The organism is Streptomyces sp. NPDC002619 (assembly GCF_042889305.1).
GTDB lineage: Bacteria > Actinomycetota > Actinomycetes > Streptomycetales > Streptomycetaceae > Streptomyces.
Genome location: NZ_JBIAQV010000001.1, coordinates 513,425 through 533,352, shown reverse-complemented (window position 1 = coordinate 533,352; position 19,928 = coordinate 513,425). Strand labels below are relative to the sequence as shown.

17 protein-coding genes and 1 pseudogene are annotated in these 19,928 nt (G+C 69.6%); 6 read left to right on the top strand and 12 right to left on the bottom strand.

Going from position 1 to position 19,928, the window contains the following annotated elements; all coding sequences use genetic code 11:
- Positions 1-89: 89 nt before the first annotated feature.
- The gene (locus ACFYXB_RS02675) at positions 90-587 is read right to left on the bottom strand and encodes a hypothetical protein (RefSeq protein ID WP_389576995.1); all 498 of its coding nucleotides are present in this window, start codon (positions 585-587) and stop codon (positions 90-92) included.
- A complete protein-coding gene (locus ACFYXB_RS02670; RefSeq protein WP_389576993.1) occupies positions 588-2,147 on the bottom strand; it encodes a sialidase family protein in 1,560 nt (519 codons plus the stop codon).
- 524 nt (positions 2,148-2,671) lie between these two features.
- On the opposite strand from ACFYXB_RS02670, the pseudogene ACFYXB_RS02665 reads away from it, so the two are divergent.
- From ACFYXB_RS02665 to ACFYXB_RS02650, 4 genes and pseudogenes are all read left to right on the top strand, one after another.
- Positions 2,672-2,860 (top strand): annotated as a pseudogene (locus tag ACFYXB_RS02665) (hypothetical protein); the annotation flags it as partial.
- Positions 2,861-3,144: 284 nt separating this feature from the next.
- Positions 3,145-4,362, top strand: a complete 1,218-nt coding sequence (locus tag ACFYXB_RS02660; protein WP_389576991.1) for a PP2C family protein-serine/threonine phosphatase — start codon at positions 3,145-3,147, stop codon at positions 4,360-4,362.
- A 325-nt stretch (positions 4,363-4,687) separates the two neighbouring features.
- Complete coding sequence (locus ACFYXB_RS02655; RefSeq protein ID WP_389576989.1) at positions 4,688-4,810, top strand: hypothetical protein; 123 nt, start codon at positions 4,688-4,690, stop codon at positions 4,808-4,810.
- 40 nt (positions 4,811-4,850) lie between these two features.
- The gene (locus ACFYXB_RS02650; RefSeq protein WP_389577466.1) at positions 4,851-4,982 is read left to right on the top strand and encodes a hypothetical protein; all 132 of its coding nucleotides are present in this window, start codon (positions 4,851-4,853) and stop codon (positions 4,980-4,982) included.
- Between the two features lie 81 nt (positions 4,983-5,063).
- Here the strand turns inward: ACFYXB_RS02650 and ACFYXB_RS02645 are convergent, their stop codons facing one another.
- The 3 genes from ACFYXB_RS02645 to ACFYXB_RS02635 form a co-directional block, all read right to left on the bottom strand.
- On the bottom strand, positions 5,064-5,834 hold the full coding sequence (locus ACFYXB_RS02645) for an SDR family oxidoreductase (protein WP_389576987.1): 771 nt from the start codon (positions 5,832-5,834) through the stop codon (positions 5,064-5,066).
- A 95-nt stretch (positions 5,835-5,929) separates the two neighbouring features.
- On the bottom strand, positions 5,930-6,313 hold the full coding sequence (locus ACFYXB_RS02640; protein ID WP_351351899.1) for a VOC family protein: 384 nt from the start codon (positions 6,311-6,313) through the stop codon (positions 5,930-5,932).
- A gap of 114 nt (positions 6,314-6,427) precedes the next feature.
- Complete coding sequence (locus ACFYXB_RS02635) at positions 6,428-7,468, bottom strand: NAD(P)-dependent alcohol dehydrogenase (protein WP_389576985.1); 1,041 nt, start codon at positions 7,466-7,468, stop codon at positions 6,428-6,430.
- A gap of 169 nt (positions 7,469-7,637) precedes the next feature.
- Here ACFYXB_RS02635 and ACFYXB_RS02630 point away from each other — a divergent pair, with 169 nt between their 5' ends.
- Positions 7,638-8,531 carry a helix-turn-helix domain-containing protein gene (locus ACFYXB_RS02630; protein WP_389576983.1) on the top strand — a complete coding sequence of 298 codons (894 nt, stop codon included), beginning with the start codon at positions 7,638-7,640 and terminating at the stop codon, positions 8,529-8,531.
- 88 nt (positions 8,532-8,619) lie between these two features.
- Here ACFYXB_RS02630 and ACFYXB_RS02625 read toward each other — a convergent pair whose 3' ends face one another.
- The 5 genes from ACFYXB_RS02625 to ACFYXB_RS02605 form a co-directional block, all read right to left on the bottom strand.
- On the bottom strand, positions 8,620-11,931 hold the full coding sequence (locus ACFYXB_RS02625) for a S8 family serine peptidase (RefSeq protein WP_389576981.1): 3,312 nt from the start codon (positions 11,929-11,931) through the stop codon (positions 8,620-8,622).
- Positions 11,932-12,163: 232 nt separating this feature from the next.
- A complete protein-coding gene (locus ACFYXB_RS02620) occupies positions 12,164-12,847 on the bottom strand; it encodes an ABC transporter ATP-binding protein (RefSeq protein WP_389576979.1) in 684 nt (227 codons plus the stop codon).
- Between the two features lie 186 nt (positions 12,848-13,033).
- On the bottom strand, positions 13,034-14,512 hold the full coding sequence (locus ACFYXB_RS02615) for an ABC transporter permease (protein WP_389576977.1): 1,479 nt from the start codon (positions 14,510-14,512) through the stop codon (positions 13,034-13,036).
- A gap of 167 nt (positions 14,513-14,679) precedes the next feature.
- Positions 14,680-15,930 carry an Ig-like domain-containing protein gene (locus tag ACFYXB_RS02610; protein ID WP_389576976.1) on the bottom strand — a complete coding sequence of 417 codons (1,251 nt, stop codon included), beginning with the start codon at positions 15,928-15,930 and terminating at the stop codon, positions 14,680-14,682.
- Between the two features lie 221 nt (positions 15,931-16,151).
- Positions 16,152-16,499, bottom strand: a complete 348-nt coding sequence (locus ACFYXB_RS02605) for a hypothetical protein (RefSeq protein WP_389576974.1) — start codon at positions 16,497-16,499, stop codon at positions 16,152-16,154.
- 109 nt (positions 16,500-16,608) lie between these two features.
- Between ACFYXB_RS02605 and ACFYXB_RS02600 the strand changes: the two genes are divergently transcribed.
- Positions 16,609-16,926: an LPXTG cell wall anchor domain-containing protein gene (locus tag ACFYXB_RS02600; protein WP_351351876.1), complete on the top strand. Its 318-nt coding sequence runs from the start codon at positions 16,609-16,611 to the stop codon at positions 16,924-16,926.
- 230 nt (positions 16,927-17,156) lie between these two features.
- Here the strand turns inward: ACFYXB_RS02600 and hutH are convergent, their stop codons facing one another.
- On the bottom strand, positions 17,157-18,695 hold the full coding sequence (gene hutH, locus ACFYXB_RS02595) for a histidine ammonia-lyase (RefSeq protein WP_389577434.1): 1,539 nt from the start codon (positions 18,693-18,695) through the stop codon (positions 17,157-17,159).
- An 86-nt stretch (positions 18,696-18,781) separates the two neighbouring features.
- Positions 18,782-19,927, bottom strand: coding sequence for a diguanylate cyclase domain-containing protein (locus ACFYXB_RS02590; protein ID WP_389576972.1), 1,146 nt, complete (start codon positions 19,925-19,927; stop codon positions 18,782-18,784).
- Position 19,928: the final 1 nt, after the last annotated feature.

Sequence of the window (19,928 nt, the reverse complement as noted above, 5' to 3'; positions counted from 1 at the left end):
AGGGGCCACCCTTCGGCCGACGTCGCACGCGGCGAAAGGTGGCCCCTCGCGGTTCCACCGGCCGGGAAGAGGCCTCGGTCGGGCCGAGTTCAGGAGACCGCAGACGTCAGGTATGTCAGGTAAACCCCTCCCTCGCAGTCGGGCATCTTCCGCAGCGTCCAGCGGCCCCGGACGGTCGTGGAGGAGAAGTTCGACTCGGCGTCGTCCTTCTCCACCTCACCGTCCTTCGGGGTGTATCCGGCCTTGGGGAGCTGCTTGTGCAGAAAGGCCAGGGTGGCGTCGAAGCCGCTCCGTACGACCGTGGCGACGATCAGCCGGCCGCCGGTGCGGTGCTCCACCGAGGTCACGACCGCGCCCTCGGGCACCGGCAGATCCGCCGGGAAGTCCTTGGGAAGCGGCAGTGAGGCGGCGGTGGGGCAGCCGCCGGGCGCGGAGGCGGCGGTGGGGCAGCCGCCGGGCGCGGAGGCGGCCGTGTACGGCGTCGCACGCAAGGGCCCGGCGTTCCGGGGCGCGGGCGAGCATCCGGTGACGGCCGCCAGACCGAGGACGGCGCCGACCAGCACGGCAGCCGGGGCGAATGGCTTCACCTAGCGGCCTCCCTTGGACATCTTGTGCTTGCCGGCGACCACGGAGTCGTACGCGCCGTACAGCGTGTTGCCGGAGGACTGGCGGGCGATGGAGGCCAGTGCGTCGTAGTTCTGCGCGCCACCGGTGGCGCAGGTGCCGGTGCAGCCGTCGGCGTAGGCGGCGAGCACGCGGCCCTGGGCGTCGAGGGTGACGTCGATGAAGTCCAGGAGGTTGCGGTCCTGGCCGCAGGTGGTGCCGCCCGTGCAGATGGACCCCTTCTGTACCGGGTCGGTGGGGGTGGCGTCGACGGTGACCCAGGACTGGCCGCCGTCGTAGGTGGTGGCCACGTACAGGTGCCAGACGCCCTTGAAGTTGGCCGTGTCCTGGTAGTTGCCCCCGGTCGTGGTGCCCAGGAAGACGAAGGCGGCACGGTTGTCGTCGCCCGCGGTCACGGCGGGGAAGACGATGTTCTTGATGCCGAGGGACGCGCCGACGTTCTGGTCGTACAGCCACGTCTTGCCCTTGTCGTGGCTGACGGCGATCCGCGCGGTGCCGTCGCTGTTCTGGTAGCCCATGTACGCAGTCCCGCCGGCGCCGATTCCCACGCTCGGGTCGGAGTCACCGGGGGTGCTGGACGGGTTCTTGCGGACGGTCCACGTCAGCCCGTTGTCCTCGGACACGGCCACGGCCTGGTTGCCGCCGCAGCCCTTGTTGGGCACGTACACCGTGCCGTCCGGGGCGACCTTCACATGCCCGTGCAGGCCGCCACAGTCCAGCAGCGAGTACATCGGAACGGCGGGCCCGTACGTCAGACCGCCGTCCCGGCTGACCGCGCAGGAAGCGTCGGCGATGTCCTGGGAGCAGTAGTAGACGGCGTTCGGGTACGACGTGACGGCGCCCGGCGCGCCCGTGGTGAAGGGGCCGCCACCGATGGTCTGGTGGTCCACACCGGAGTTGATGCCCGAGCCGCCTGTCGGCGTCCACGTCTCGCCGTCGTCGTCGGTGTAGCAGGTCAGGGCGGTCTTTCCGGCGAGCTGCGACTCGAAGGTGCGGTGGGTGGTCGGGTCGGTGAACAGGATCGGGTCGAGGCTGGTGATGCTGCCCTGGGGACAGCCGTTGCCCGCGTTGGCGCTCTTGTCCTGCCAGGTGGCGGCGCCGGCGCCGTCGTAGGTGACCTTGAGCGTCGAGGTGTACGCCTGGAACATCGTGGCACCGGTTGCGCGGTCGACGCCGATCGAGGGTTCGCCGGCGTTGTGCGCGTCCTTGATGCTGTCGGGCGCCGAGGAGTTCGCGTACATCGGCGGGGTCGCCGTACTCGGCGGCGGGTCGGCCGGATCGGCGACCAGGCTTGCGGTGCCGGTGAAGCTGTCGCCGAGCGGGGCGTACGGCACCACGCGCACGGTGTACGACGCCGTCACCGCCGGAAGCAGCACGGTCTCCGGGTCGCTGGAAGAGGCGGAAGCGGCCACCTCGCGGCCGTCCGCGTCGAGGACGTACAGGTCGAAGTCGGCGGCGGAGTCCGGCCACTTGACATCGACGCGCAGGCTGTGACCGGCGTCGTAGCCCACGGGCACTGACACTTTCAGGGTGTAGTCGTCGCAGAGTTGCGCATTCCCGCAGCTCACCGTCCCGGCAGTGCCGGAGACGTTCGGAACGGCGAAGGGACCGGCGCTCCACGTGGTCGTGGGCGCAGTGTCGCTGACCGATCCGGAGGGCGGGGTGGCGGCGTCGGCCGACACACTCGGCAGGGTTCCGGCGATGAGTGCCAGCAACCCGACGGCGAGACGCCCCCGCGACCGCGGGTGGCGGTGAAGACGGAGTGTCGAGAGGAGAGCCACAGGTACCTCGTGGGTTCGCGAGTCGGACCAAGGGGGGTGGTGCGTAGCGGTACAGGTGGTGCCTTCATCTGCTCTACGAGGAGGCAGGCGGCGTCCGTCGCGAGAAACCGAACTCTTTTCGAAGCGGGCCGGACAGTGCGCACGGGGTGCACCAGAACGGACTGTGAACGCGGCTTGACGTGAGTCATCACGCCGCGTTCGCAGACGTCATCCATGCCCCTCTGCTCGTGCACCTGCCAACGCAGCAGGTGCACGAACGCGGGAGTGACGGCGGGTTGCCCCACTCCGGTCCGCACGGAGAGCGGTGGTGGCACATCTTCCACTCCAGCTACTCCGAGCTCCGAGCCTTCGGCTTCTCACCGTCCGGGCAGACCCTCGCCATCGCGACAAGCAGTGATCTGTCCCCGTGGACCCGCCGGACCGCCCACGGCCGAGATTGCGGCGCCGAAGGCTGACCGAGCCGGGCTGAACCCTGTCGCGTACGCTGCCCGCCCCCCTCTGGAACTGCCCGTGCAAGAAGCTCTGCTGTTGCAGGCGGCACGATTCGCAGAGCGCATGCGGTACCGCGTTCCACGCTCGATATCGAGGACTCGCGCCGAGTAGCGGACCGGCTGATCACGTGGCTGGTGCATGAGGTGCGCCCGGCCAACCTCAGCTGACCGCCCTGGCGTCGCTTTCGCCCTCGCCACGGCCTGACGTGAGAGACGACGGGATCGGTGTGAAACTGGCCAGGGAAGGGGTGATCCCCGTGTCGGACCCACCGCACGCGTCCTCCGGTCCTGACACCGCCGTCGACGAGAATCGGCTGGAAGAGCTGATCATCGAGGCGCAGACTGCCCTACCAGTCGAACTGCCCGCCTTGGCGAACCGGTGCGCCTCGTCCCTCGGCCTGGACGCCGCGCTGATCTACCTCGTCGACCTGCAACAACAGCAGCTCATCCCACTCGACGAGGCTTTCGAGCCGCTGCCGGTGGACCGCTCGTCGGCCGGTTGGGCGTACCGCACGGTCTCCCCGCGGGTGGCCGAGGCCGACGACGGCTTGATCCTCTGGATGCCTCTGGTCGATGGTGCGGAGCGGCTGGGCGTGCTGGCGGTGCGGACCGCCTCGCTCGACGGGGTGCGGATGCGCCGCAGCCGGATGCTGGCCCATCTGTTCGCCATGCTGATCACCTCCAAGCGCGCCTACAGTGACTGGCTCGCCGCCCGCACCCGCACGGCGACCATGCAGTTGCCCGCCGAGATGCTGCGCGCCTTCCTGCCACCCCGCACCATCGGCAGCAGCAGGTGCGTATCGACCGCGGTCCTGGAACCGGCGTACGACATCGCCGGCGACGCCTTCGACCACTCGGTGGTCAAGAACATCCTGCACACCATGATCCTCGACGCCATGGGTCACGATCTGACCGCCGGCCTGACCACGTCGGTCGCCATGGCGGCGGCGCGCAACGCCCGCCGGGGCGGTGGCGACCTAGCCGACGTCGTCGGCTCCGTCGACCAGGCGCTCGCCCAGTGGCTGCCCGACTACTTCTGTACCGGCGTGCTGTGTCGGCTCGACGCCGAGACCGGGGTGCTGCGCTGGGTCAATTGCGGTCACCCCCCACCGCTGCTGATCCGTGCCGAGCGGGTGATCGCCCGGGCGCTGGACAGCCCCCCACAGCCGCCGATCGGCCTGGCTGGTCCACTCGCCCCGGCAGCCCGGCAAGTCCACGAGGCAACCCTGGAACCGGGCGATTGCGTCCTGCTCTACACCGACGGTGTCGTGGAGGCTCGCGACGCGGACGATGCGGAGTTCGGCCTTGACCGGTTCACCGACTTCATCATCCGCTCCTCCTCCGCCGGACAGCGCCCGGCCGAGGTACTGCGGCTGCTCATCCACGCCATCCTCGATTACCAGCGCAACCAACTGCGGGACGACGTGACCATCCTGCTCTTCGAATGGCGTCCGCAGCACCGGTGACGCGGTATTGCGCCGAGCCTCGCTGTGCTCGTGGGCCGCCTCCGACTTTGTCTCTGCGCAGGTCAGGGCACCGTGCGGGGGCAAGATCGGGTGAGAGGGGACAGCAGCCGATGCCGCACCGGGCCGCACTGTCCAAACGGTCGCCGTTCCCAGCATCGGCCCCGCCGTATGCGCCGGTCGCAGAAAGGGCTGTCAGCGAGGCTTGACGTGGGTCATCAACCGCGTTCACAAACGCCATCGATGCTCCTGGCGGTGTGTCGGGGGCGTTATGCCGGGGTGAGGGTTGGCTCCCGGTAAGCCGGTTGGCGGGTGATGAGGATCTGAAGTGACCCCGCGGGACCATGCCTACGACGGTGGCGCGGACGTCATCCTCGCCACGCCCGGGGAGAGGAATGTCCTCCGCGACAGACACGCCGACTGGCTGTCCGGCCACCCGGGCGGTCTGTGAAAGGTGAGCATCACCTACGGGGAGGCAGGCGGTGCCACTCATGACCGCACCCGTCCGCGCCGCCGGTTTCTCCCCCTCCGGGCAGACCCTCGCCGTCGCGACCAGCAGTGACCTGACTCTGTGGACGCGGCGCGGCAGCGATTTGCGCGAGCATGGGTTGCCGTTCAGCTAACGCTCCCGTCCAGTGTCCAACGTCTCCCGGTCCTTTCGGCCGGCACGGCGATCTCCCGTACCGCCCGTCCTCCCCCCGGCGTCACCCCACCGTCTCCGCCACGAAGTCCTCCCACGTCCGCTTGCCCACGTCCTGCCCGGTCAGGGTCAGGTTCGCGCCCGCCCGGTAAGCCCGTCCCGCCTTCCCCGGGATGCGTACCGGGAGCGTCGGGCGGTGGCGCTTGCCTCGCCCGGTCAGGTAGGGGGCGGTCAGGGCGGCGATGTCGTAGACGTTCGGGCCCGCCAAGTCCCGGACCAGGGCCGATGGTTCGCCCAGTGCCAGCTGCGCCAGCCGTTCGGCGACGTCGCGCGCGTCCACCGGCTGGAGGCGCAGGCCGCCAGGGACCGGCAGGAACGGCAGCTTCGTCAGCTTAGAGACCATCGTCAGGGCCAGGTCGTGGAACTGGGCCGCCCGCAGCGTCGTCCATGGGATCCCCGAGTCGGATACGGCTCGCTCCGCGGCCAGCTTGGAGCGCAGCCACGCCAGTGGGACGCGGTCCGCTCCGATGACCGAGATGTAGACCAGGTGCCGTACACCTGCGGCGGACGCGGCCCGCACCAGGTTGTGGGTCGCCACGTCGTCGCCCTTGGGGCCGCCCGCCAGGTGCAGCACGGTCTCGGTGCCGGCCGTCGCCGCCGCGACGCCCTCGTCGGCCAGCAGGTCACCGGTGACGTACTCGACGCCGTCCGCCGACGGGCGGGCGTGCCGGGTGAGGATCCTGACGTCGTGGCCGGCCGCGCGCAGCAGCGGGACGACGCGGCCGCCCAGGGTGCCCGTACCGCCGGTGACCAGGATGGGGGACGTTGCCGTCATGAGTCTGTTCACTGCTCCCTCGTCGAGCGGGGCCCTTCCGCAGGGACCCTCTTGCCGCTACGACGCCGGGCGGCGAGGGAATGTGACAGGTGCGCTCAACTTCCGCTGCCGTACGGCCGCGTGAGGATCTCCAGGTTGTGTCCGTCGGGGTCGTCGAAGTACACGCCCCGGCCCCCGTCGTTCCGGTTGATCTCGCCGGCGCGGTGGTGGGTCGGGTCCGCCCAGAACATCAGCCCCGCCTCCCGGACCCGGGCGAAGATCGCGTCGAAGTCGGTCTCGGAGACCAGGAAGGCGTAGTGCTGCGGGGTGACTCTCCCGGCCGTGTCCATGTAGTCCAGAGTCACGCCGTTCGGTATCTCGACGGGGACGAACGGGCCGAAGTCCGGGCTCGGTTCGAGCCCGAGGATGCCGGCGAGGAACTCCGCCGAGGCGTGTTTGTCGTGTGCGGTGACGATGGTGTGGTTCAGCTGCACGGTCATCGTTACAACCTCCTCGTCCTCCTGGTCCTCCTCCTCTCCAACGTACTCCGGCGAGAAAAAGGCCCCCAGCGGCCGCGGAGCGACGCAGCCACCGGGGCCCTCTTCGTAAAGCGCTCAGATCGTCGCCGTGTCGATCACGAACCGGTAGCGGACGTCGCTCGCCACCACCCGCTCGTACGCCTCGTTGATCTGGTCGGCGCGGATCAGTTCGATCTCGGCGCCCAGCCCGTGCTCGGCGCAGAAGTCCAGCATCTGCTGGGTCTCGGGGATGCCGCCGATGCCGGAGCTGCTCAGGCTGCGGCGGTTGCCGAACACCGAGGAGAGCAGGATGCGGACCGGCTCCTCGGGGATCCCCACGTTCACCATCGCGCCGTCGGTGCGCAGCAGCGACAGATAGGCGTCGAAATCGAGGGGTGCCGACACCGTGTTGAGGATGATGTCGAAGGTGCCCTTCAGGTCCTCGAAGGTCTGCGGGTCGCTGGTCGCGTAGTAGTGGTCGGCGCCCAGCTTGAGGCCGTCGTCCTTCTTGCGCAGGGACTGCGACAGCACGGACACCTCGGCGCCGAGCGCATGAGCGATCTTGACGCCCATGTGGCCGAGGCCGCCGAGACCGACGACGGCGACCTTCTTGCCGGGGCCGGCGTTCCAGTGGTTGAGCGGCGAGTACGTGGTGATGCCCGCGCACAGCAGCGGCGCCGCCTCGTCCAGGGACAGGCCCTCGGGGATGCGGACGACATAGTTCTCGTCGACGACGATCTTCTGCGAGTAGCCGCCGTAGGTCGGCTGCCCGTCCTTGCCGACACTGTTGTACGTCCAGTTCGGGCCCTTCACGCAGTACTGCTGCAGGCCGGCCTTGCAGTTGTCGCACTCACGGCAGGAGTCGACCATGCAGCCGACGCCCACGCGGTCGCCGACGGCGTAACGGGTGACACCGGGGCCGACCTCGGAGACGACGCCCGCGATCTCGTGACCGGGCACCATCGGGAAGATCGCCTTGCCCCAGCCCTCACGGACCTGGTGGATGTCGGAGTGACAGATTCCGGCGAACTTGACGTCGATCAGTACGTCGAACTCGCCCACCGCGCGCCGTTCGATGGTCGTTCGCTCCAGCGGGGCCTTCGCAGCGGGCGCGGCGTACGCAGCAACAGTGGTCATGCCGGGGTTCTCCTAGCAGAGGTTCTGTGCCCGGCTGCCTTCTGACCGGGTACTTCACCAGCCTGCAGCACTCGGCGCCGCTCACCCAGTCCACACCTCTGTGTACGTCCATGGGTCCTACCACTGGCGGGGTCAGGTTCCTGTACGTACGACCGTGAATACTGGACGTATGGACATAGAGGCCGGAACCGCCGGCGGGACCCTGGACCGGCGTGCCGAGCTGAGCGAGTTCCTGCGCAGCAGGCGGGCCCGGCTGAAGCCGGAGGACGTGGGGCTGCCGGACTTCGGGCGGCACCGCCGGGTGCCGGGGCTGCGCCGCGAGGAGCTGGCGCAGCTGGCCGGGGTGTCCGTGGCTTACTACACGCGGCTCGAGCAGGGCAACGGGCGGAACGTGTCGGCGGAGGTGCTGGACTCGATCGCCCGGGCGCTCAGGCTCACGGACGCCGAGCACGCGCATCTGACGCACCTCGCGAAGCCGAAGCAGCACAAGAAGAAGGCGGCGGGGCGCACGCAGCAGGTACGGGGGGCGCTCCGGCAGCTCCTGGACACGATGGACGGCGTACCGGCGTACGTCACCGGGCGGCGCTCGGAGATCCTGGCCTGGAACCGAATGGCGGTGGCGCTCTTCGGTGACTGGGGGGAACTGCCGGTCACGGAGCGCAACTGGGCGCGGCTGGTGTTCCTGCGGCCCGACTACCGCGACCTCTTCGTCGACTGGGAGCAGAAGGCGATCGACATCGTCTGCTCCCTGCGCATGGACGCCGGCTGCTACCCCGACGACCCGCGCCTGTCCGCGATCGTCGGGGAGCTCTCCGTGAAGAGCGCGGACTTCCGGCGGCTGTGGGCGACGCATGACGTCAAGGAGAAGAGCTACGGCGTCAAGCGTCTCCACCACCCCCTGGTCGGCGAGCTGTCCCTGAACTACGAGACGCTCAAGGTCGCCGACGACAGCGACCAGAGCCTGATCGTCTATCACGCGGAACCGGGCTCCCCGTCGGCGGACGCGCTGCGCCTGCTGGCGAGCTGGGGGACGGATGCGGCGCGGGTGGTGCCGTCGGCATGACACGGTCCGGAGTGGGACGGCCCGCCGGAAGGTGTTCCTCCGGCGGGCCGCTCGTTGTGCGTCTACTGGGCTGTCGGCAGTCGACGGCTCACTTGGCGTAGTACGCGTTGTAGATCGAGATCGTCGACTTGTTGCCCTTCTTGTCGGCGATCTTGGCGTGGAAGGAGATGGCCTTCCCCTTCGCCGGGTTCTTCACGGTGATCTTGCCGTGCTTGACGGTGATCTTCTTCCAGGTCTGGCCGTAGTCGTACGACACCCACACCGACAGCGACTTCAGGTTGCTGCCTGCTGCCGCGCCCTCGACGGTGACCGGGAAGGTGACCGTCCGGCCGGCCTCGACCCGGCTGTCCAGGCCGGTCTTGGCGTTGAAGCGGACCGTGGACGCCGGGAGCCTGACCGGGGCGCGGCCGGACGGTTTCTTCGAGCGGAAGGTCCAGCTCGCGTCGATCCGGGTGGACGCGGCCGCGACCTTGACCGACCGGATCACCGAGGTGGTCAGCTTGTACTCGGCGTCACCGGAGGGGACCTTGAAGGTCTCGGCGCCGAACAGCGGGTCCGTGTTGGAGCCGACCTTGGTGCCGTTGCGGTACAGGGTCGTGGTCACCTTGGTGAAGAGCGACGAACCCGCATGCTTGTTGGCGTCGGCGAACAGCGGGATGAGACCGGAGACCTCGTTGTCCTGGCGGAACAGACCGAACTCGGTGTTCAGATGCGGGCCGAAGACCGCGGTGTTGAACGTCTTCGAGTACGTCTGCCCGGCCTTGAACGTCTGCGGCTCGCCCAGCGTGTAGTACGCCTCGGTGATCGGGAAGCCGTCCTGGTCGACCCCGCCGTCCTGCTCGAAGTCCAGCCCCCACCGCACGCCGCCCTGCGTGGACAGGTGCAGGGTGCGGGTGCCGGGGAGGGGCCGCTGGACGCCGATGGAGGAGGCGCCCGTGCTGTCGGCCAGCCAGCCGACCGCACTGACCGAGCCCTTCTTGCCGCTCGACGCCGCGCCCATGTTGGCCTTCACCGTGGCCAGTTCGCTCGCCTTGTAGTGCCTCGTGTAGCCGGTGGCGAGCTGATTGACGCGGGCGCCGACGGTGGTGTCGTACTGGTCGGTGTCGCCCTTGACCCAGTGGCCGTCCCACTGCTGGTACAGCGAGCCGTCGGTGATCTGCGGGCCGACGTGGGCGGTGTGGAAGTTGTCGTACGTGTCCAGGAACCAGCCGAAGCCGTACCCGCCGTCGGCCGTCTCGATGTCGTACTCGGGGTAGGCGAACGCCGACTTGGCGGCCGCGTCCGGCACGGTGATGTCGACCGGCTTGGCCTTGCGGGCGTCCAGCGTGATCGTCGTGGCCTTGGTGACGCTGAGCTTCGGCTGGGCGAGCCAGTCGGTGCCCTTGGTCGCGTCCAGGGGGTCCACGAACAGCGCGGAGTTGAGGATGTACGAGCCCTTGGGCGCGCGCAGCTTCACCGTGCCGGAGGGGTCGTACGGCGTCAGGTCACGGCCGCTTGCCAGGCCCGAGACACCGGTCAGGTCGACGTTGTAGTACTTCGCCGGCTGCCCGTCCCGTCCGATGACGTGGAGCGTGACGTCGTACGACTGCACCTCGCGCTGCACCGCGGCAGCCGTGCGGACGCTCTGACCGCCGCCCGTCGCGGTCACATAGGCGGAGTAGGCGCCGTCGAGGGTGCCGCCCAGCTTGGTGTTCACGGTCAGGTCGACGGAGGCCTTGCCGCCCGCCGGGACGGTCAGCGACGTCGCGCCGAGCTCGAAGAATCCCGCCGGGGCCGCCTGGCCCTTGGGGTCGGTGGCGGTGGCGGCCAGGGTGAGCGTGACGTCCTTCGTGCCCAGGTTGCGGTACGTCAGCTGCTTGGTGACCGGCGTGTCGTCGGTGTGCGGCCACTGCTGGGTGCCGAAGCTCACCGACACCGGGTCGGCGACGACCGACTGGCCGATGGCCTTGTCGACCTGGATACGGCCCGAACCCTGCTCGAACGGCGTGTACGCGCCGCCCTTGGTGGAGCCGGTCAGGGCGCCCTTCAGCTCGGCGTAGCCCCAGTCGGGGTGCTCCTGCTTCAGGATCGCAGCGGCGCCCGCGACGTGCGGGGTCGCCATCGACGTACCGGAGAGGGTCAGATAGCCGGGCGGCTTCTCGCCGAGTTCCCGGTCGATGACGCTGCCCGGGGCCGCGGCGGCGGTGATGTCGACGCCGGGCGCGGTGACGTCCGGCTTGATGGCGCCGTCGCCCGCGCGCGGGCCGGTCGAGGAGAAGTCGGCCAGCTTGTCCTTGTCGTCGACGGCGCCGACGGTGAGCGCGGCGTCCGCGCTGCCGGGCGAACCGATCGTCTCGGGGCCCTCGTTGCCCGCGGCGATCGCGAACAGGACGCCCTTCTCGGTGGAGAGCTTGTTGACCTCGGCCTCGAGCGGGTCGATCTCGGGGGTGTCGTAGCCGCCCAGGCTCAGGTTGACGACGTCGGCGCCCTGCTGGGCCGCCCACTCCATGCCGGCGAGGATGCCGGAGTCGTCCCCGTAGCCGTCGTCGTCGAGGACCTTGCCGTTGAGGATCTTGGCGTCGGGCGCCACGCCCTTGTACGTGCCGCCGGACTTGGCGCCGGTGCCGGCCGCGATGGACGCGACGTGCGTGCCGTGGCCGAAGTGGTCGGTGGCGTCCGTGGCGTCCGAGAAGTTCTTGGACTCGATCACCTGGTCCTTGAGGTCCGGGTGGGTCGCGTCGACGCCCGTGTCGAGGACGGCGATCTTGACGCCCTTGCCGGTGTATCCGGCCGCCCACGCCTTGGGGGCGCCGATCTGCGGCACGGACTTGTCGAGGCTGGCCTTGCGGACGCCGTCGAGCCAGACGTGCGCGATCCCGGAGGCGGCCTTGTCGCCGTTGGTGACCGCGTCCCACAGCTCGTGCGTGTCCTTGGCCGGGGTCTGCACGGCGTCCGCGTCGATCGCCTTGAGGCTGCGGCGCAGGGTGCCCGCGTCACGGACGTCGGACTTGGCGGCAGCGGCGCCGCCCTTGTACCCGACGATGACCTTCAGGCCGTTCTTCTGGGACGCGCGGGTGGTGGACCTGTTCAGCTCGGTGACGTCGAACAGCCGCTGGTCCAGCTTGCCGGTGGCGATCAGACGGGCCGCGTCGGCGGGGATGACGAGGGTGTGTCCGGCGGCCTTGCGGACCTGGAAGGGTATGTGTTCGCGCCCCTTGGCCCGGTCCAGGCCGACGACGCGGCCCTTGCCGTCGACGGCGACCCGGTCGCCGGTGATCAGGGTGATGCGGTGCTTGGCGGTGAGCGCCGGAGCGGCGGTCTGGGCATGCTGCTCGGGCTTCGCCGACGCCGGGCTGGTCATTCCCGCGGCGAGGGCGACGGCTGCGGCAGCGGCGACGGTTGCCGCGGCCACGCTTTTCACTTGTCTGCGCAAGACTCCCCCTGGGAGTTGGAGTACCGGGCGAATTCCCCGTTCACCCGGCCGGGGGCTGTCCCGTACGCATGCGCGTCAACCCCCCGGAACACGGAGTATGCCGGGGGGTGATCAGCAGGCTCAAGAGATGAGAGAACGGTGAGAGGCGGCAGTGGGAAATGTTACGTCGCCGGGGGAACTCCGTTACCAGATCGTGCGGTTGAACCTCTTGGATTCTGTGTTATGCGCCCGCGTTCTCCTTGACCGTGATCTTTCCCTTGCGGATGGTCGCGACGCGCGGGGCCTTCTTCGCGATGGCGGAGTCGTGGGTGACCATGATGAACGTCAACCCGTGCTCCTTCCACATGCGTTCGAGTACGTCCATGATCTCGTCCCGCATGCCTTCGTCGAGGTTGCCGGTGGGCTCGTCGGCGAGCAGCACCTTAGGCTGCTTGACCAGGGCTCGGGCGATGGCGACGCGCTGCTGCTGGCCACCGGACATCTCGCCGGGGAGGTGGGCGAGGCGCTCACCGAGCCCGACCGACTTCAGTGCCTCGGCGGCCCGTTCGCGCCGGTCCTTCGTCTTCACGCCGAGCGGGACGAGGGCGGTCTCGACGTTCTCCTGTGCGGTGAGCGTCGGGATGAGGTTGAAGGACTGGAAGACGAAGCCGATGTTCTCGCTGCGGACCCTGGTGAGCCGGGCCTCGGAGAGCTTGGCCAAGTCGGTTCCGTCGAGGACGACTTCGCCGGCGGTCGGACGGTCGAGCCCGCCGAGCATCTGAAGCAGCGTCGACTTGCCGCCGCCGGTGGGACCCTGGATGACCAGCCGGTCGCCGTCACCGATGGTCAGATCGATGCCGTCGAGGGCGTGAACGATGTCTTTGCCTCGGGTGTAGCGCTTGGTGACGCTTCTGAGTTCGTACATGGGACAACTCCTGGAAGCCGTGGTTACGTAGCTGCGGGCAGTCGTGCCGCTGGGGCGATGGGGGTCCCCCCGCTCGAGCGAAGCCGAGAGTGGGGGAGGGTGGGCGCAGGCGGCACCCTGCAAGCGCGGGCGAGCGAAACCCCACCCGCCCAGCACCAGCGCCGGGTACCGCCGCACAACGGATCGCTACTCCACGCGCCGCAACGCATCCGCAGGCCGCAGCCGCGACGCCCGCCACCCCCCGAACGCGCCCGCGATCAGCCCGCCGGCCACCGCGAGGCCGACGGCGAGCGCGATGGTCGTAGGACTCACCGGCGCGGTGAGCGCGACCTCCAGCGACCTGGCCGTCTGCCGGCCGGGCCCACCGAAGCCACCACCGCCGCCACCGCCGCCGAAGGCACCGCCGCCGCCCAGACCACCGCCGGCGCCGCCCCCCGCACTCCCGAGCTGCGCCTGCAACGTCGGGCTGATCGCCGTAACGGCATACGCACCCGCCAGACCGAGCGCGATCCCGAGCGCACCGCCCACGAGACCGTTGACGACGGCCTCACCGACCACCTGCCGGGTCACCCGCCCCGACTTCCAGCCCAGCGCCTTCAGCGTGCCGAACTCGCGCACCCGCCGGGAGACGGCCGCGGACGTGAGCAGCCCGGCGACCAGGAACGCGGCCACGAGCACCGCGATCGACAGCCACTTGCCGACGTTGGTCGCGAGACTGGACGCGGTGGACAGCGAGCCGGAGACCGTCTTGGCGAGGTCGGCGGACGTGGTCACCGTCGTACCGGAGACGTTCTTCTGGATGGCGCTCTTGACGGTGTCGATCTGCTGGGAGTCGGTCGCCGTGACGTAGATCGTGGTGACCTTGTTCTTCTCGCCGGCCAGGGTCTGCGCCTGCTTGAGCGGAATGTACAGGTTGGCCGCCGAGTCCCCGCTGTCGGCGGTCGCGATGCCGACGATCGTGAACTTGGTGCCCTTGATCGTGACGGTCGAACCGACTTTGTACTTCTTCTCCTTGGCGTACGCCGAGTCGGCCACGGCCACCTTGGCGTTCGTCTCGGTGGTCTTGAAGGTACGGCCGCTGGTGATCTTCGAGGACGTCAGCGGGCCGAGCGCGGACTTGGTGACGTCGGTGCCGAAGACGCTGTACTGGTTGATGTCGAAGTTCGCGCCGCCGCCCTTGACTTCACCCTGCGGCGCGCCCGTGCCACCCCCGCGCTGGAATCCGCCGCCGTCGCCGTTCTGCTGGAACTGGCCGCGGGTGAACTGGCCGCTGACCTTGAACACCCGGAGGTTCAGCCCGCCGACGGCGGAGGAAACACCCGTCTGGCCACCGACCTTGGTGACCGTCGAGTCGGCCAGGGTGGTGAAGCCCTGCACCATGACCCGGTCGCTGCTCTGGGTCGAGTCGTCCTCGCTGCCCTTGGCGTCGAACTGGAAGCGGGGCCGCTGCGAGGTGCCGGCCGTCGGGTCCGCCGCCTTGGTGACGGTCATGTCCGTGCCGAGGCCGTAGAGCGACTGGAGGACCTTGTCCTGGGCTTTCCCCATGCCGTTGGACACGGAGTTGACCACGATGACCAGCGCGATGCCCAGCGCGAGTCCGGAGGCGACGACGAGGGCCGCCTTTCTGCGGCGGCGCAGTTCGCGCCTCAGGTAGGTGAAGAACATGGCCCGCAAGCTAGGTACGGACCGTGATGACTCGATAAGGCCGTAATAAGAGGAGCATGAGAAGGCTGTGCCCAGCCCTCGGAACGCCTTCCTGCGGCCCCGAAAACACCGGTGCCGCTCCTCGGAAGGAGCGGCACCGGTCCAGCTGTCGATCTGTCGGGCGAGGGTCAGACGGCCGAACCGGCCTTCCACTGCGCCCAGTCCATGTTCCAGCCGTTGAGGCCGTTGTCCGGGGCGACGGTCTTGTCGCCCGTGTTGGAGATGACCACGACGTCACCGACGATGGAGCTGTTGTAGAACCACGCGGCGGGCATGCTCGCGTCGTTCGCGCCCTTCTTGTCCTGCAGGCCGACGCAGCCGTGGCTGGTGTTCACGCTGCCGAAGACCGAGGGGGCGCCCCAGTAGTTGCCGTGGATGAAGGTGCCCGAGGTGGTCAGGCGGATGGCGTGCGGCACGTCCTTGATGTCGTACTCGCCCTTGCCGTCGTCGTCGGTGAAGCCCACGGTCGCGCCGTTCATGCGCGTCTCCTTGAACTTCTCCGACATCACCATCTGGCCCTGGTAGGTCTTGTTGTCGGGCGAACCGGCGGAGATCGGGATGGTCTTGACGACCTTGCCGTCCTGCGTGACCTTCATCTGCTTGGTGTTCGCGTCGACGTAGGAGACCTGGTTGCGGCCGATGTGGAAGGAGACCGTCTTCTGCTGCACGCCGTAGACGCCGTTCGCACCCTCGACGCCGTCGAGCGCGAGCTTCAGCGTGACGGTGGAGTTCTCCTTCCAGTAGTCCTGGGGGCGGCAGTCCATGCGCTGGGTGCTGAACCAGTGACAGACGACCTCCTGCCCGCTGCTGGAGGTGACCGTGATGCCCTTCTGGACGGCGGTCTTGTTGGTGATCGCCTTGTTGAAGTTGATCGACACCGGCATGCCCACGCCGACGGTCGAGCCGGCCTCGGGGGTGAAGTTGCCTATGAAGCTGTTGTCCGGGGAGACCGTGGTGAACGAGGCGTTCTCGTGGGCGACGAGACCCTTGGCGTCCTTGGCCTCGGCGGCGACCTTGTAGGTGGTGGACCGCTGCAGCTGGACGCTGGGCTTCCAGGTCTTCTTGTCGGCGGACAACTGGCCCTGGACGTCGGTGCCGTCGGCAGTGGTCATCGTCACGCCCGTGAGCGTGCCCTTGGTCACGGTGACGGCGGCCGAGTTGTTGATGGAGGCGTTGTCCGAGCCGTCCTTCGGCGTGATCGTGATTTCGGCTTCGGACGCCTTCTGGGCAGCCGCCTCGTCCACCTTCGCCTGAGAGGTGTCGCCGTTGCCACTGTCCGAGGCGTTGGCATCGCCACCGGAACAGCCTGTGAGCACCAGCACACCGCCGAGCAGTGCGGACGCGGCCAACAGGCCCTTGCGCCGCTTACTGTCCGTCATCACACGCTTCTCCATCGCTTCCGAATTCGCGAAACCCCGACAGCCCGTCAAGAACCACCAACGCTACGACCGGTTCGTCCCGTTCCACACCCCTCGACAATGTGGGGCATCCCACGTCTGCGAAGGGGAAGGGGTGGTGCGGGAGTCGGTCCGTGCGCCCCCTGAGACGACGAAACCCCGGACCGCGGTTGCCGTCCGGGGTCACGAATTCCCCAAGACGCTCAGCCCTTGCCGTCCTCGTCCTCGTCGTCGTCCTCGACATCATCCTCGTCGAGATCCCAGTCGGGCGAATCGGGGTCGTAGTCGACGCGCTCGCTGGACCAGGAGGCCTGCTGGAGCTCGACCCCGGGCACCTCACTGACCAGGTCGAACGGATCCACCAGATACGCGACGGCCTCCGCCGTGTCTTCCGTCACAGCGGCCTCGGCGTGGACGCGCTCGTCGTCGGGCATGTCGGCCTCGCCCGCAAGGCGTTGCAGCGCCCGCTTGGTGATCGCCTCGTCGTCCTCGATCTCGAGGACCAGCTCCACCCGAAGGCGCACAAAACGTGATGTCTCTGGAGTGCTCATGCTCGGAGCGTACGGCCGAAACCTCCCGTGACTTTCCCGTGACCCGCGATTTTCACTAACATCACCTCACACGGCCAATTCGCCAGCGCCACAAGGGGATCGATATTCCGTGTCATCCGTTCGCCGCCCGCTGCTGACCGCCACCGCCGCGGGTACCCTGCTCGCCGCCCTGTGGTTCGTCCCGTCCGCCAACGCGACCCAGGGCGACCAGTCGAGGGTGCAGTCCGCGACGGCAGAGGTCACCCAGCAGGCCCGTGCGATGTCCGAGGCCACCGCGCAGTCCGCCGCGGACTCGGTGGACAGCACCCGGCTCGCCGACACCGGAAGCTTCGACACCACGCCGTACGTCGTCGCCGGCACGCTGTTCCTGGGCGTGGGCGCCGGGTTCGTGGTGTATTCGGTTCGCCGGGAACGCCTGGGTTTCTGACGTCGCTTGACGATTCTTCGACTCGCGACGCATCGGGGGTGCGGCTGTGTGCCACCGCCGCCGTGAGCGTGCTGTCGCTCGCCGTCATCACCGGCTGTTCCGAGGGGAGTTCGGACGACGCCGAGGGTTCGGCCGCCGGCGAAGGCCGCCGAGGCGCTGAGCACCGCGGAGTTGAGCCGAAGTGACGTTTCGGGGCCCTGCCGACGCAATCGGCAGGGCCCCATCGCTGCCTACTGGAGCGGGCCGGTGACCTTCTCGGCGGCGGCCACGAGTCCGCCGGCGCGCACGAAGGCGTCGGCGGCGGCGAGGTCGGGCGCCAGGAACCGGTCCGGGCCGGGCCCCTGCACCCCCGCGGCCCGTACGGCCTCGATGACCGCCTGCGACGCGGGCGCCGGGGTGAGTCCCTCGCGCAGTTCGATGGCGCGGGTGGCGGCGTACAGCTCGACGGCGATGATCCGGGTGAGGTTGTCGACGGCGATGCGCAGCTTGCGCGCGGCCGACCAGCCCATCGACACATGGTCCTCCTGCATCGCGGAGGACGGGATCGAGTCCGCGGACGCCGGTACGGCGAGCCGCTTCATCTCGCTGACCAGCGCGGCCTGCGTGTACTGGGCGATCATGAGCCCGGAGTCGACACCCGCGTCGTCCGCCAGGAACGGCGGCAGGCCGTGGCTGCGGTTCTTGTCCAGCAGCCGGTCGGTGCGGCGCTCGGCGATGGAGCCGAGGTCGGCGGCGGCGATGGCCAGGAAGTCGAGCACGTAGGCGACCGGGGCGCCGTGGAAGTTGCCGTTGGACTCGACGCGACCGTCGGGCAACACCACCGGGTTGTCCACGGCGGAGGCCAACTCGCGCTCGGCGACCAGACGGGCGTGCGCGATGGTGTCCCGGCCGGCACCGGCGACCTGCGGGGCGCAGCGCACCGAGTAGGCGTCCTGGACACGCGGGGCGTCGTCCTGGTGGTGGCCGGTGAGCTCTGAATCCTTCAGTACGGCCAGCATGTTGGCGGCGCTGGCGCCCTGGCCGGGGTGCGGGCGGATGGCGTGCAGCTCGGGCGCGAGCACCTTGTCGGTGCCGAGGAGCGCCTCGAGGGACAGGGCGGCGGTGATGTCGGCGGACTTGTAGAGAGAGTCGAGGTCGGCGAGAGCCATGACCAACATGCCGAGCATGCCGTCGGTGCCGTTGAGAAGGGCGAGGCCCTCCTTCTCGCGCAGCTCGACGGGCACGATGCCGTGCGCGGCGAGCAGCTCACCGGCGGGGCGTACAGTCCCGTCGGGCCCCTCGGCGTCGCCCTCGCCCATGAGCGTGAGGGCGCAGTGCGACAGGGGGGCCAGGTCACCGGAACAGCCCAGGGAGCCGTACTCGTGCACAACGGGCGTGATTCCGGCGTTCAGCACGTCGGCCATGGTCTGGGCGACCTCGGGCCGCACGCCGGTGTGTCCGGAGCAGACGGTCTTGAGCCGCAGGAACATCAGGGCCCGTACGACTTCCCGCTCGACGCGCGGTCCCATGCCTGCGGCGTGCGAGCGGACGATGTTGCGCTGCAGCTGGGCGCGCAGTTCCTGGCTGATGTGCCGGGTCGCCAGGGCGCCGAAGCCGGTGCTGACGCCGTAGACCGGTTCCGGCTTGGCCGCCAGCGCGTCCACGATCTCGCGGGCGGCCGCGAGGGCGGCCACCGCCTCGGCCGAGAGCTCGACGCGGGCGCCGCCGCGCGCCACGGCGAGAACGTCGGACGCGGTGACACCCGTCGTCCCCACCACCACAGTGTGCATATCCATATTCAGGAGCGTACGCATTGAATGCGACGGTGTCACTAGTGGGGATCGGGGTTGACCCTTACCGAATCAGGGTGACCGGTTCATGGTCGGCGCCCGCGGAAGCGGCGACGTTCCGCCGGGGCCTCGGGCGACGGTTCGTCCGCAAGCCGTATCACCGGATCGTCCGGGCCCCCGCGCCCGGCGACGACCGGCCGGTCCGCGCGCATCGCCTTGGCCCGGTACTGTGCCGCGTCGGCCAGCCGGAACAGCCGGCGCGCCGAGCCCACCGGGCCGATGGGGTCCTCGGTGGAGGCGACTCCGCAGGCGACCCCGTCGCCCAGCTCCAACTCCGCGGCGCGGCGGCACAGTTCGTCCGCCGCCTTGACCACGTCGTCGGCCGGGACACCTACCGTGAGCAGACAGAACTCGTCGCCGCCGAGCCGCGCCGCGAGCGCCCCCGGCAGCATCGCCCCGCACAGCGACAGGACGGAACCGAAGCGTTCGAGGAGCCGGTCGCCGACGGCGTGCCCCTGGGTGTCGTTGACGCGCTTGAGTCCGTTGAGGTCGCACACGACGAGGCTGACCACGACGCCCTCCCTGCGATGCCGGTCGATGGCCTCGTCGAGGCGCGCGTCGACGGCGCGGCGGTTGGCGAGCCCGGTCAGGGCGTCGGTGTACGCCAGCCGCTGGGCCTCCTCCAGACGCTCGGTCTGCGCGATCCCGGCGGCGACCACGGCAGCCAGGACGGTGGCGAAGTCGGCGTCGGCCCGGCCGAAGACGGGGGCGCCGGCCGGGCGCGCGACATACAGCTCGCCCCAGGCCCGCCCGTGCAGCACGACCGGGGCGACGACGCAGCAGCCCCGGCCGCGGCGGCGCAGGGCGGCGACGCGCTGATGGAAGTAGCCGGGTCGGCCCTCGGTGGGACCCTCGGCGTTCTCGACCCAGGCGTTGGCACCACCGCCGCCCGCCCAGCGCTCGTGCAGGAACTCGGTGATCTCCGGGAACTGGTGCACCGGATAGGCCTCGTCGTCCGGGAACTCCGCCTCGTCCGGCGCCCGCTCCCCCACGTTCACGAGGACCCTGAGCCGCCCCAGCTCCCGCTCCCACACCGACAGCGCGGCGAAGCTGCCGTCCAGCGCCCGGCACGCACCGAACGCTGCGGCCCGCCAGGACTCGGGAGGAGTGTGCGCCGCCGCCATCCCCTGCGCCAGCGCCACGACGTCCGCGAGCCGGTTGTCCTCACCCATC

Coding starts and splice junctions, on each gene's coding strand:
- ACFYXB_RS02650 (WP_389577466.1), top strand. CDS start 4,851: ATGACCGCACCCGTCCGCGCCGCCGGTTTCTCCCCCTCCGGGCAGACC.
- ACFYXB_RS02645 (WP_389576987.1), bottom strand. CDS start 5,834: ATGACGGCAACGTCCCCCATCCTGGTCACCGGCGGTACGGGCACCCTG.
- ACFYXB_RS02640 (WP_351351899.1), bottom strand. CDS start 6,313: ATGACCGTGCAGCTGAACCACACCATCGTCACCGCACACGACAAACAC.
- ACFYXB_RS02635 (WP_389576985.1), bottom strand. CDS start 7,468: ATGACCACTGTTGCTGCGTACGCCGCGCCCGCTGCGAAGGCCCCGCTG.
- ACFYXB_RS02630 (WP_389576983.1), top strand. CDS start 7,638: ATGGACATAGAGGCCGGAACCGCCGGCGGGACCCTGGACCGGCGTGCC.
- ACFYXB_RS02620 (WP_389576979.1), bottom strand. CDS start 12,847: ATGTACGAACTCAGAAGCGTCACCAAGCGCTACACCCGAGGCAAAGAC.
- ACFYXB_RS02615 (WP_389576977.1), bottom strand. CDS start 14,512: ATGTTCTTCACCTACCTGAGGCGCGAACTGCGCCGCCGCAGAAAGGCG.
- ACFYXB_RS02610 (WP_389576976.1), bottom strand. CDS start 15,930: ATGACGGACAGTAAGCGGCGCAAGGGCCTGTTGGCCGCGTCCGCACTG.
- ACFYXB_RS02605 (WP_389576974.1), bottom strand. CDS start 16,499: ATGAGCACTCCAGAGACATCACGTTTTGTGCGCCTTCGGGTGGAGCTG.
- hutH (WP_389577434.1), bottom strand. CDS start 18,695: ATGCACACTGTGGTGGTGGGGACGACGGGTGTCACCGCGTCCGACGTT.
- ACFYXB_RS02590 (WP_389576972.1), bottom strand. CDS start 19,927: ATGGGTGAGGACAACCGGCTCGCGGACGTCGTGGCGCTGGCGCAGGGG.